The organism is Stenotrophomonas indicatrix (assembly GCA_041545745.1).
GTDB classification, from domain to species: Bacteria; Pseudomonadota; Gammaproteobacteria; order Xanthomonadales; family Xanthomonadaceae; genus Stenotrophomonas; species Stenotrophomonas indicatrix_A.
The window spans coordinates 2437118-2448951 of the sequence record CP168152.1 but is presented as its reverse complement, the minus strand read 5'-3'; the positions used below and the strand labels follow the sequence as shown (position 1 = coordinate 2448951).

Below are 11834 nucleotides of genomic sequence, written 5' to 3'. Positions count from 1 at the left end.
CGGTGGAGCCGGCGGCATGCCGGCAGGCGGAAATCGCCGTGGATGCAGGGGACTCAGCTGCGCTGCGAATCCAGCTGCTCGTGGTTCTTCTGCACGTCCTGGGCCTTCTGGTAGCTCTCGATCAGCAGCTGGTAGTTGGGGAAGATCTGCGTGTAGATCGCCGCCCACTGCTGGGCATCCTCACGGTTCCAGGTGCGCTGGATTTCCGAGGCGACCGCAGCGGTATCTATCGGTACCACGCCGGCCTGCACCACGCGCGCCAATGTGATTTCCTCGGCCATCTTCGAATAGGTGCCGGAGGCGTCGACCACCGCAAACACCTGGTAGCCGTCGGCGACGGCGGCAATCGAGGGGAAGGCCATGCATACGCTGGTGATGGTGCCGGCGATGATCAGCTGCTTGCGGCCGGTGGCCTTCACCGCGGCGACGAACTCGGGGTTGTCCCACGCATTGATCTCGCCGCGGCGTGCTACGTACTGCGCATGCGGTGCGGCGTCATGGATCTCCGGGATCAGCGGGCCGTTCGGTCCCTGCGGTACCGACGCGGTGGTGATCACCGGCATTTTCGCCAGCGTGGCCATCTTCGCCAGGGCGGTGGCGTGCGCACGTACGGAGGTGAACGGCATGTCACCGATGGTCTGGAACAGGCCACTCTGGTGGTCGATCAGCAGCATCGCGGCGTTGTCCGGGTCGATCACCGGGCGGGCGCCGTTGAAGTTGGCGGGGGTACTCATGGTCAATCTCCTGGGGAGGGGGCGAAGGCCCGGAAGGCGGCGGGCGGTTGCCCACCGCAATGCAGTGGATCAGTGCGCGATCTGGCCGAAGCGGCCGCCGTTGAAGTCGTTGACGGCCTGGCTGATCTCGGCCTGGGTGTTCATCACGAACGGCCCATAGCCCACCACCGGCTCGTCGATCGGTTCGCCGCTGAGCAGCAGCAGCGTGGCGTCGCTGTCGGCATCGATGAACACGTCTTCGCCGCTGCGGTCGAAGGTCACCAGCTGTGCTTCGCCGACTGCCTGGCCGCCGTTGATCCGCACCGTGCCCTTGAGCACCACCAGCGCCAGGGTGCGGCCATCGGCCACCGGCAGTTCAGCGTGCTGGCCCTGCAGCAGGCGGATGTCCCACACGTCCATGGGGGTATGGGTACGTGCCGGTCCAGCATGGCCATCGAATGCCCCGGCGATGACGCGTACGCGGCCTGCACCGTCGGCCAAGGCCACCGAAGGAATCTGCGCATCGAGCAGAGTCTGGTAACCCGGCGCACCCATCTTGTCCTTGGCCGGCAGGTTCACCCACAGCTGCACCATGTCCAGCGTGCCGCCGCGCTTGCTGAATTCCGGCGTGTGGAATTCCTCATGGAGGATGCCGGCGGCAGCGGTCATCCACTGCACGTCACCCGGGCCGATGGTGCCGCCGGCACCGGTCGAGTCGCGATGGGCGACTTCGCCTTCGTAGACGATGGTGACGGTCTCGAAGCCGCGATGCGGATGCTGGCCGACCCCGCGCGGGGTTTCGCTGGGCGGGAAGCTGTACGGCCCGGCGTAGTCCAGCAGCAGGAACGGGCTCAGGTGCTGGCCGTGGGTGTTGTAGGAGAACATCGAACGGGCGGGGAAGCCGTCGCCCACCCAGTGCGGGCGGGGGGCGCTGTAGGTACCGGTGACACGCTTCATGGCGATCTCCTGACCGGGGCAACCGGTCGCTGTTTTTCGTTGCGGAGACGATATCGTCGTGACAATGGGCCCGGTAGTCGGCAGAATTTGCCGTCATAGTCCTATTTCGTGAACGATGAAGGCCCGGCAAGGGCCGCAGGAGATCGTCCCGTGTTCATCGCCGACATCCGCCGCTGCGACCTCAATGACCTGTTCTACTTCGCCATGGTGGTCGAGCACGGCGGCTTCTCGCAGGCAGGGCGCGCACTGGCCATGCCCAAGTCCAAGCTCAGCCGCCGCATCGCCCTGCTGGAGGAGCGGCTGGGTGTCCGCCTGATCCAACGTTCCACCCGCCGCTTTTCGGTCACCGAGATCGGCCAGGACTACTACCGGCACTGCAAGGCGATGCTGGTGGAGGCCGAAGCAGCCGAGGAAGCCATCGCGCTGTCACGCGCCGAGCCGCGAGGCGTGCTGCGGTTGGCCTGTCCGATCGCACTGCTGCACGCGCGCATTGGCGGCATGCTGGCTGACTTCCTGGCCCTGCATCCGCAGGTGACCCTGCAACTGGATGCCACCAACCGGCGCGTGGACGTGGTGGGCGAGGGCGTGGACGTGGCCATCCGGGTGCGCCCGCCACCGCTGGAGGACAGCGACCTGGTGGTGCGCGTGCTGGCCCGTCGCATCTGGTGTACCGCTGCCAGTCCGGCCCTGCTCAAGCGTATGGGTACGCCGAAGGTGCCGGCCGATCTGGCGATGATGCCGACCGTGGACCTGGCATCGCCGGCCCAGATGCATGCCTGGGACTACGCCGGGCCAGAGGACGTCCAGGCCAGCGTGCACCACCGTCCGCGACTGGTCAGCGATGACATGATCGCCCTGCGCAGTGCGGCGGTGGCCGGTGTCGGCGTGCTGATGCTGCCGCGGATGATGATCACCGACGAACTGGCCAGTGGCGCGCTGGTGCCGATCCTGCCGCAGTGGCAGCCCAGGCACGGCATCGTGCATGCCGTGTTCCCCTCGCGGCGCGGCCTGCTGCCGGCGGTGCGCGCGTTGATCGATTACCTGGCCGAGCGCTTCGAGGCGCTGGAAGAGCCGTAGATCCACGCCGTGCGTGCAGCGTGGCGGATGACCGGGGGTGCAGGATCGGCGGTTGCCGCCTACACTCCCGGTCCGGACCGTCGCCATCACGCCCATCATTCCCCGGTCCGGCCTTGGCACTTATGTCTCCCAATGCCCTGGCGCTGATCGAGCTGTTGATCCGCGAGCGCCGTGCGTTGTCCCGCTTCATTGCCCGCTACCTCGACCCGGCCAGTACCGAGGACACCCTGCAGAACCTTTATCTGAAGGCCAGCAGCGTGCCCGGCGACCCGCCGATCCTGGAACCGCGCGGGTATCTGTACCGCATGGCCTATCACCACGCGCTCAACCGCAGCCAGGCCGACGCGCGCGAACGGCGGGCGATGGCGGAGTACGCCAGCGACCTGGCCGATGCCAGCAATGATGGTGAGGCGCAGGCGCTGGACCAGGCCCAGCTGCGCGAGATCAGCCAGACCATCCTGGCGCTGCCGCCACAGGTGCGCGAGTGCTTCGTGCTCAACCGCTACCTGGGCCTGAGCGAGCGCGAGATCGCCGTGCGCCTGGGTATTTCCAAGAGTGTGGTGGGCAAGTACGTGCTGCGCGCAGCCCTGCTCATCCAGCAACAGCAGCGGGGAAGCCGCGCATGACCTGCATGTGCCGTGGGCAGATGCCGCTCGCCGTTGTCTCAACTGTAAGGCGCACCCATTGGTGGTGCCGCAGGCCACAATCATGACTACGTCCATACCCTCGCCGCGTCAGGCCAGGCAGGCGTTGCGCTGGGTGATACGGTGCAATGCGGGCCGGTTGACGGAGCGCCGGCAACGCGCCCTGCAACGCTGGCTGCAGGCCGATCCCCGGCATGCCGATGCCTGGCGCCAGCAGCAGGCCTTCTGGCAAGGACTGGATGCCGCCGGCCCGGATGTCCTGGCTGCGCTTCCGGAACTGACTGCCGAACCCGCGCTGCGGCCGCTGCAGCCACGTCGTCGACTGCCTTGGCTGCTGGCCAGTGCGGCGGTGCTGCTGCTTTCGGTGACGGTGGCGCCGCACGCGTGGTTGCTGGTCCACAGCGATGTGCGCAGCGGCAACGCGCCGCGCACGGTGCAGCTGCAGGATGGCAGCACCGCCATATTGGATGCAGGCAGCGCGCTGGCGCTTGATTTCAGCGCCGGCCAGCGCCGCCTGCAGTTGCTGCGTGGCAGCGCCTGGTTCCAGGTCGCGCACGAAGCACGACCGTTCCGGGTGGAGGCCGGTGGTGGCGAGATCCGTGACATCGGCACGGCCTTCAGCGTCGCATTGCAGGATGCGGTGGTGACCACCGAGGTCAGCCAGGGCGAAGTCGAGATCCGGCCGGGTCATGCCGCCGCGCAGCGGCTGCAGGCTGGGCAGGCACGTGCGTTCCGTGATGGCCGCTGGCTGCAACCGCTGCAGCTGACCGATGTGGAGGCCATCGCACCGTGGCGGCGCAGCGAGATCGTCATTGATGATCTGCCTGCGCAACAGGCGATCGAGCGCCTTGCCCGCTATCGGCGCGCGCCGGTCTGGGTTCTGCGCGGGCAGGGCGCGCAGGTGGCGGTGAGTGGCTTGTTCCATCTGCAGCAGCCTGATGCGGCAATTGCCGCCGTGGCCCAGCAGGCCGGTCTGCGCAGCCAGCGCCTGCCGGGCGGCGCGTTGTTGTTGTGGTGATGTCGAGGGGTGGATGATCTGCCGGTCAACAAAAAAACCGTGGGCAGATCCGGCCCCGCCTTGTCTCTAGTGGTATAGCCAGAGCGAAACCGCGTTTCTTCTCAAGCCAACCGAACCGCGTGCACCCGATGTGCGCACGGTCCCGTCACCTTGAGGAGTCACCGTTCATGCCGTTCCCGGCATCTGCCCGTCATCGCCGCGCCACCGTCCTCGCCCTGGCCATCGCCACGGCACTGGTTCCCTTCGCTTGGGCGCCGACCGCCCGCGCCCAGGCGGCTACTGCCTCCGTGCGCACGTATGCCATTCCCGAACAGGCCTTGTCCGACGCAGTGCGCAGCTTCGGCCGCCAGTCGCAGGTGCAGGTGGTGTTCCGCAGCGATCTGGTGGAAGGGCGGCGCTCGCGCGCAGTGCAGGGCCAGTACAGCCCCACCGAAGCACTGGGCCAGTTGCTGCAGGGCAGTGGCCTGCGTGCGCAGCAGGAGCCGGGCGGCACCTGGACCCTGCAGGCCGCCGCCGCTGACGGCGGGGTGGTGGTCACCGATACGCTGAAAGTGGGCGGGCGCCTGCAGGCCGACGGCGGCGAAACACGTGATCGTTGGGGATACGACGACGTGTTCGCGCTCGACCTGAGCACGGCCTATTCCGGTCGCGACCGGGTGGAGCGCTATCGCGGCGCCAACCCGGCCGATGTGGTCAAGGACCTGGTCGGCGTGTTCAGCGGCGACGCCCGCAACAGCGGCGCGCTGGACCTCAACATCCGCGGTATCCAGGGGCCGGGGCGGGTGCCGGTCAGCATCGACGGTGGCGAGCAGGCGCTGACCGTATGGCGGGGCTACAACGGCGTCAGCAACCGCAACTACATCGATCCCAACCTGATTGGTGGCATCCAGGTCATCAAGGGGCCAGCGTTGGTGCGCGATGTACACAGCGGTATCGGCGGAGCGATGGTCATCAAGACCCTCGACGTCGACGACATCGTGCCGGCCGGCGAGCGCTTCGGCGGGGAGCTGAAGATCGAAGGCAGCAGCAATGCGGTGTCACCGCGCCTGCCACGGCTGCACACCGGTGAGGACTACCGCACGGTGGATGGTTTCCCGCAGTCGTCGCCGGCCTCGCCCTATGCTGACCGCACCCTGGTGGTGCCGGTGAAATCGCGCAGCGGCGACAACCCGTTCGATGGCGATGACCAGGCCTGGCGCCTGGCGCTGGGCTGGCGCGGTGAGCGGCTGGACGTGATGGCGGCCTACGCGTGGCGCAAGCGCGGCAACTATTTTTCGGGCAGCAAGGGCAGTGCCTACTACGACCAGGACTCGCGCGAGCAGTACGAATACCAGGGCATCGATTACATCACCACGCTGGCGCGTTACTTCAAGCCGGGTGATGAAGTCCCCAACACCTCCAGCGAACAGGAGTCGTGGCTGTTGAAGGCCACCTGGCAGATCAGCGATGACCAGCAGCTCAAGGCAACCTGGCGGCACACGCTCTCGCACTACGGCGAGATCATGCCCTCGCGCATCCTGTCCGCACCGGATTACGGGCGCATCCAGTGGCCACTCAGCCGGGTCGATTCGGATGCCTGGAACCTGGAGTACCGCTGGCAGCCGGCCGGCAGTCGTTGGCTCGACCTGCGCGCCAACCTGTGGCGGACCGAAACCAACAGCGATACCTACACCGCCGGTGGCTTCCCCAACTTCGCCTCGGGCAATCCAGATTGGGATCCCAGCCGCAGCCCGATCCTGCGCAACACCGCGCTGGCCAATGCGCGCAACGACCGTACCGGGCTGACCCTGAGCAACCGCTTCGGCCTGCATTCCACGCTTGACCTGACCGTGGGCGGCAACTGGCAGTATGAAAAACTGGGGTCGGGAGACCCGTACTTCGGTGTCAGTGATGGCTGGCGCATGTACCCGCGCGCGGGCCGTCGCCAGGAAGGCGAGGGCTACCTCACGCTGGAGTGGCGGCCGGTCGATTTCCTCACCCTCAATGCCGGCGTGCGCTACAGCCGCTACTGGGCCTTTGATGACTTCCTCGGCGAACATCCTGAACTGCTGACCCGCGGGGTGGGCGGCAAGCAGGCGAGCTACCGGGTCAATGAGCTGCCGGAGCGCCCAGCCAGCGTGCAGGCGCAGGTGGATTCGCTCGAAGCCGAGCGCGCCTTCTGGGAGAGCATCGGCATGGGCTGGTTCGTCGACGATGCGATCCGTGGCCTGCTGCAGGGTTACCAGACGCCACAGCCGGTGGAGCACACCATCGCCTGGCTGCCCGATGCCGACGGCAACTACTCCCGTGCCACCAATCCGTGCCTCAATGGCGAAGTGGCTGCCATCCCCGGCACGCTGCCGCTGTTCCCCGGCAGCGACCTGGTCTGCAGCATCCGCAACACAGTGCAGTCGCGGCCGGTGGATGGACGCAATACCCGCCGTCGCGACCATGCCTGGCTGCCCACCTTTTCGGCAACGGTAAACCTGTCGCCGGCCGCGCGCATCTACCTGCGCTACAGCGAGGCGGTGCGCTTCCCGAGCATGTTCGAGAGCACCATTGCCTTCTCCAGCAGCCTCAATCCGCTGTACGCGCTCAAACCCGAGCACGCCTACAACTACGAGCTGGGCTATGTACACAATCTGTCCGCGCTGTTCGGCGGAACCGCCGATGCCGACGTCAAGTTGGCCTACTACGTGCACAAGACGCGCGATGTGATCGAGCGCGACGCCTACTTCCTGTTCGACAACATCGACAAGCAGACCATCCGTGGCATCGAACTGCAGGCGCGCTTCGACAATCGACGCTTCTTCAGCGACCTGGGTATCGCGCGCACGCTGGAAAACGAGGTGTGCGACGAGAGCAGCGCGGTGCTGCTCGACGCCAACCGCGGGCTGGTGCCGAACTGCGTACAGGACGGTTTCGTGGGTGGCTACCTGCTGACCCAGGCGATTCCCAAGCTGTCGGTGAATCTGTCACTGGGCACGCGCCTGTTCGATGAGCGGCTGGAACTGGGCAGCCGCATCGTGCACTACCGGAGCCACGACAACCCGGACCTGCAGGTCTACCGCGATCGTCTGCTGGCCGGTGGCAGCAGCCTGCTCTGGCAGAACGTGCCGTTCACCTGGGGAAACATCACCACCGTGGATGCCTATGCGCGCTGGCGCTTCAACGACCACGCCAGCGTTGAACTGGTCGGCAGCAATCTCGGCAACCGCTATTACGTCGACCCGGCCACGCGCTCCACGCTGCCGGCGCCGGGTCGCACCGTCAAGCTTGCGCTCACTGCGCGCTTCTGAGTTCCACCGCAAGCGTTGTACCTGTAGTTCCCTCAATCCAAGGAGTTTTTCCATGAAAATGATCTCCCGTTCCCTGCTTGCCGTCGCCGCCAGCCTGGCCCTGGCCGGTGCCGCCCACGCTGCCGATATCGTCGGTGCGGCCAGCGCCATCACCGATCCGCAGTTGAACGTCAACGTCGGCGAATCGCAGGTCAATGGTGGCCCGCACTCGGCAGGCAAGGCCGGTATTGGCGTCGGCACCGTCTCGGGTGGCACGCGTGTGGACTTCCAGGGCTTGAGCGCCTACTCGGCACCCACCGTCATCAACGGCACCACCGTGCGCACCCTCGCCATGCCGATCACCGGTACCCCGGGCAGCCACGCCGGCATGGGCCACTTCAACTTCGTCAAGGTCGGTAGTGGTGATGTCTGGTTCGGCGAATGGTCCAAGGATGGCGCGGCTGGCGGCTTCAACAACCGCCAGGTCTACTTCGCCGGTGACCGCGCGGGCACCACGCTGCCGGCAGGCGTGGCCACCTACGCCGTCGCAGGCCTCAACACGTTCAACGGCAGCAACCTGCTCAGCGGTACCTTCCGCGCTGACTTCGGCACCGGCAGCCTCAACGGCGCGCTGGCCGGCTCGGGCCTGACCGTGGCCGTGGCTGCATCGATCAACAGCGCCAACGCGTCGTTCGCCGGTTCGGCAACGGCCAACGGTACGGTTGCCGGCACCAGCCAGGGCCAGTTCTTCGGTGCCAACGCCGCCACCCTGGCCGGCATCGCCACCTTCGCCGGCAACAGCCAGTACGACACCGCCTTCGGCGGCAGCAAGAACTGATCGCCACGCCCCTGACGGGGCAGGGCAGGGACAAGCCGCGATCCGCCAGTCCCTGCTTCGGCCCGCGATAGTGCTTCAACCGGATCGAACATGCGCCACCTTCTCTTTCTTTTAGTCCTGCTGCTGGCATGGCCGGTCAACGATGCCCGCGCCCAGCAGGATGATCTGCGCCGCGTGCTCAAACAGGGCAGCGAGCTGCGTCATCAGCAGCAGGACCAGCAACGCCTGCGCCGGGTCGAGCACGAGCGGCCGACCATCACCCTCGACGGCCAGCAGTACCGCGTGGAGCGCACAGTCGACGACCTCGGCCAGGCGCTCTATCTCTCGCTGCAGCACCAGCAATGGCAGGCGGTGGCTGCCTTCCTGGCCGAGTACATCGAACTGCCCGGCCACGATCCGCTGCTGCGCCACTACGCGCAGGGCGCGCTGGCGCGGGTGGCTGGACAGCACCGCAGGGCCGCCGCCGAATACGAGGCCGTGCTCGCCGCGCAGCCGGACTTCCTGCCGGCGCGGCTGGAACTGGCGCGTGTCCATGCCGAAGACCAGCGCGACCGCGATGCCATCGCCCTGTTCGAGGCGATCGCAGCCGGCATCGATGGCGACGATCCGGCAACGGCGGGCGTGCGTACGCGGGTGGACGGCTACCTGCAGGCCCTGCAGGCGCGCCAGCGCTGGAAGGGCGGTATCGCCGCTGGCACGGCCTGGAGCGACAACATCAACCGCAGCTCGGCCAGCCGTACCTGCCTGTTCGGTGACGGCACCACCTGTTTCATCGAACGCCGGTTGCCCGATGCACAGGCAGCATTCGGCCTGGACTACGACGCCAGCCTGGAACGGCGCGTGCCGTTGGCCGGCCACCATGGGCTGTACCTGCGCGGGCTGGCGTTCGGCCAGGCGTGGCGCGGGCACAGCGACTACAACGAGCTCAATGCCAGCGTGCAGGCCGGCTACAGCTGGCGCAGCGCACGGCATACCGCGCTGCTGGCGCCCAGCTACGATTACCAGGGACTGGGCAACCAAGCGCTGCAGGGCGGTGCCGGCGTGCATGGCGAATGGCAGTTCGCCGCCGATGCGCGCAGCCTGCTGAAACTGGAAGCCGACTGGAAACGCCAGCGCTATCGACAGCAGGGGTTGGCCAGCAACTACGACGGCGAACTGGCGGCGATCTACGCCACCTGGTTCCGCGCGCTCAACCCGCGCTGGACGGTGTTCGCCGGGCTCGACCTGAGTGACAGCAGCGCCGCCGATCCCGCCAATGGCTACCGGCAACGCGGCCTGCGCGTGGGTGCAGCACGCCAGTGGAGCGGCACCACGGCCACCGTGTTCGTGTCGCTGCGTGAGCGGGACTACGATGCGTGGAGCCCGTTGCTGGAAGCGCGTCGGCAGGACAGCGAGCAGAACCTGATCGCCATCGTGCGCAGCGAGCGCTTGGCCGTAGCCGGGCTGGTGCCCAGCCTGAGTCTTCGGTACGCCGGCATCGACAGCAACGTGGACTGGCTGTACAGCCACGACCGCAGTCTGCTGAGCCTGAAATGGGAACGGGCGTTCTGACCCGTCGGCCGGGGCGGGGAGGGCGGCAGGGTCCATTTATCCCCAATTTGGCCAAATTGGGTATAGTGGCCTCACATCCTTCCGCTGGAGCCGTGCCATGACCCTCCCGCTCGACCTGCCCGGCCTCGACAAGGCCCCGGCGTCCTCGGTCAAGACCCGTGGCTGGCCCAGCCTGATGCGTACCGTGCGCGAGAAGCAGGCGCTGGTCATCACCAACCACAACCACCCCGAAGCGGTGATCGTGGACATCAAGACCTATCAGGAGCTGCTGGCCAGGGCCAGCGGCAGCGATACCGAAGAGCGCAGCGACGTGCTGTCGCGCCTGCGTACCGAGTTCGACCAGGCGCTGGCCGGGCTGCAGCAGGGTGAGGGGCTGGGCAAGGTGATGGGCAAACCGATCCGCCGCGGCCACAAGGTCGCGCTCGGCCGTCCGCTCTGACTCATGGGGCGGATCCTGGCGTTGGCCGGCGTCAACGGCGCTGGCAAGAGTTCGCTGCTCGGTACCTGGCTGGAGGCCGACGGCCTGGGCTGGTACAACCCGGACAGCTTCACCCGACGGCTGGTGGAGGCGGGCTGGCCGTTGCCCGAAGCCAACGCTGAAGCGTGGCAGGAGGGCGCACGACGGCTGCGCCAGGCGATCGCCGACGGCAGCGATTTTGCCTTTGAAACCACCTTGGGCGGCAACACCATCCCGCACCTGTTGCGCGAGGCCTGCAGCCAGCACGACGTGGCGATCTGGTTCTGCGGGTTGGCCACTGTCGAACTGCATGTGGCCCGCGTGGCCGCCCGCGTTGCTGGCGGTGGCCACGACATCCCGCAGGACAAGATCCGCGCACGCTTCGATTCCGCGCGCGAGAACCTGTTGGCATTGATGCCGCATCTGGCCGAACTGCATGTGTATGACAACAGCGCGCCAGCCGATCGCTATGGGCGTGTTGCCCCCTTGCCGGTGCTGGCGCTGGATCGCCAGGGCCTGCAGTATCCGGTGTCGGTGGTGGAGCTGCTGCACACCCCGGACTGGGCCAAGCCCATCGTCATGCGCGCGATGGACCTGCATGCCGACAGCACGCCGCTTGCCGGCCCGCCTGTGCGATGATCCGACTCCGCAGATTCATTGATCGGGGAACAAGGATGTACGAGCGGAAGTACTGGCAGGCCATCGGTCTGCGCGCGCTGGTGGCGGCCATGGCATTGACGGTGGCGGCACCGCTGCTGGCCCAGGATGCAACGCAGGCCGACGCCAAGGACGAGGCGAAGAACGAGCCGATGAGCTACGACAAGGCGCGTCGTACCGCCGAGGCGTCCCTGCGCCTGCACCCGGGCACCGACAGCCAGTATGACTACCGCCCACTGTGGGCCGGCAATGCCGACCTCGATGGCGACGGCCGCCCGGAAATCGTTTATCTCTACACCGCGACCCAGACCGGCAGCGCGATGCGGCTCAACGAACTGGTGGTGATGACCCCGCTGGCCGAAGGCGATGTACGGGTCCAGGCCGCGTCACCGGGAAAATCCGCCTATGACGACGAAACCTACGCGTTGATCCGCGCGTCCGGCTACGCCGATGACGCTGCTGTGCACATTCCCGGCGACATGGAAGCGATCACCATGGACGCTGACCGCATCCGCGTCACCTTCAACAGCACCCGCAATTCGAAGCTGTGCGTGCGTGGCAAGGTAGCCTGCCCACCAGAAGGGCAGCATGCCTGGGTGTACCGCTGGACCCCGGGCAAGCTGACCCGCGCCGAGTAATCGCATTACCGGCTGCGCCATTCACCA

General features: G+C 67.1%; 11 protein-coding genes. 9 read left to right on the top strand and 2 right to left on the bottom strand.

Annotated features, from left to right (window positions below):
* Window positions 1-53: 53 nt before the first annotated feature.
* Window positions 54-734: a hydrolase gene (locus tag ACEF39_RS11260; protein ID WP_500285087.1), complete on the bottom strand. Its 681-nt coding sequence runs from the start codon at window positions 732-734 to the stop codon at window positions 54-56.
* 69 nt (window positions 735-803) lie between these two features.
* Entirely contained in the window at window positions 804-1670 is an 867-nt protein-coding gene (locus tag ACEF39_RS11255; RefSeq protein WP_500285086.1) for a pirin family protein, read from the bottom strand.
* Window positions 1671-1820: 150 nt separating this feature from the next.
* Here ACEF39_RS11255 and ACEF39_RS11250 point away from each other — a divergent pair, with 150 nt between their 5' ends.
* The 9 genes from ACEF39_RS11250 (at window position 1821) to ACEF39_RS11210 (ending at window position 11807) form a co-directional block, all read left to right on the top strand.
* Entirely contained in the window at window positions 1821-2747 is a 927-nt protein-coding gene (locus tag ACEF39_RS11250) for a LysR family transcriptional regulator (protein WP_500285085.1), read from the top strand.
* 122 nt (window positions 2748-2869) lie between these two features.
* Entirely contained in the window at window positions 2870-3373 is a 504-nt protein-coding gene (locus tag ACEF39_RS11245; RefSeq protein ID WP_500285084.1) for an RNA polymerase sigma factor, read from the top strand.
* An 82-nt stretch (window positions 3374-3455) separates the two neighbouring features.
* The gene (locus tag ACEF39_RS11240; protein ID WP_500285083.1) at window positions 3456-4409 is read left to right on the top strand and encodes a FecR family protein; all 954 of its coding nucleotides are present in this window, start codon (window positions 3456-3458) and stop codon (window positions 4407-4409) included.
* Window positions 4410-4576: 167 nt separating this feature from the next.
* Window positions 4577-7687, top strand: a complete 3111-nt coding sequence (locus tag ACEF39_RS11235) for a TonB-dependent receptor (RefSeq protein WP_500285082.1) — start codon at window positions 4577-4579, stop codon at window positions 7685-7687.
* 52 nt (window positions 7688-7739) lie between these two features.
* Entirely contained in the window at window positions 7740-8504 is a 765-nt protein-coding gene (locus ACEF39_RS11230) for a Slam-dependent surface lipoprotein (protein ID WP_500285081.1), read from the top strand.
* Window positions 8505-8594: 90 nt separating this feature from the next.
* Window positions 8595-10055: a surface lipoprotein assembly modifier gene (locus ACEF39_RS11225; protein WP_500285080.1), complete on the top strand. Its 1461-nt coding sequence runs from the start codon at window positions 8595-8597 to the stop codon at window positions 10053-10055.
* Window positions 10056-10152: 97 nt separating this feature from the next.
* Window positions 10153-10494, top strand: a complete 342-nt coding sequence (locus ACEF39_RS11220; protein ID WP_089235803.1) for a type II toxin-antitoxin system prevent-host-death family antitoxin — start codon at window positions 10153-10155, stop codon at window positions 10492-10494.
* A gap of 3 nt (window positions 10495-10497) precedes the next feature.
* Complete coding sequence (locus ACEF39_RS11215; protein ID WP_500285079.1) at window positions 10498-11151, top strand: ATPase; 654 nt, start codon at window positions 10498-10500, stop codon at window positions 11149-11151.
* A 35-nt stretch (window positions 11152-11186) separates the two neighbouring features.
* A complete protein-coding gene (locus ACEF39_RS11210; RefSeq protein WP_500285078.1) occupies window positions 11187-11807 on the top strand; it encodes a hypothetical protein in 621 nt (206 codons plus the stop codon).
* The last annotated feature ends 27 nt before the right edge of the window (window positions 11808-11834 follow it).

What these genes read in the sequence shown, in the direction of transcription:
- ACEF39_RS11260 (WP_500285087.1), bottom strand. Translation starts at nt 734, where the DNA reads ATGAGTACCCCCGCCAACTTCAACGGCGCCCGCCCGGTGATCGACCCG.
- ACEF39_RS11255 (WP_500285086.1), bottom strand. Translation starts at nt 1,670, where the DNA reads ATGAAGCGTGTCACCGGTACCTACAGCGCCCCCCGCCCGCACTGGGTG.
- ACEF39_RS11245 (WP_500285084.1), top strand. Translation starts at nt 2,870, where the DNA reads ATGTCTCCCAATGCCCTGGCGCTGATCGAGCTGTTGATCCGCGAGCGC.
- ACEF39_RS11240 (WP_500285083.1), top strand. Translation starts at nt 3,456, where the DNA reads ATGACTACGTCCATACCCTCGCCGCGTCAGGCCAGGCAGGCGTTGCGC.
- ACEF39_RS11235 (WP_500285082.1), top strand. Translation starts at nt 4,577, where the DNA reads ATGCCGTTCCCGGCATCTGCCCGTCATCGCCGCGCCACCGTCCTCGCC.
- ACEF39_RS11230 (WP_500285081.1), top strand. Translation starts at nt 7,740, where the DNA reads ATGAAAATGATCTCCCGTTCCCTGCTTGCCGTCGCCGCCAGCCTGGCC.
- ACEF39_RS11225 (WP_500285080.1), top strand. Translation starts at nt 8,595, where the DNA reads ATGCGCCACCTTCTCTTTCTTTTAGTCCTGCTGCTGGCATGGCCGGTC.
- ACEF39_RS11220 (WP_089235803.1), top strand. Translation starts at nt 10,153, where the DNA reads ATGACCCTCCCGCTCGACCTGCCCGGCCTCGACAAGGCCCCGGCGTCC.
- ACEF39_RS11215 (WP_500285079.1), top strand. Translation starts at nt 10,498, where the DNA reads ATGGGGCGGATCCTGGCGTTGGCCGGCGTCAACGGCGCTGGCAAGAGT.
- ACEF39_RS11210 (WP_500285078.1), top strand. Translation starts at nt 11,187, where the DNA reads ATGTACGAGCGGAAGTACTGGCAGGCCATCGGTCTGCGCGCGCTGGTG.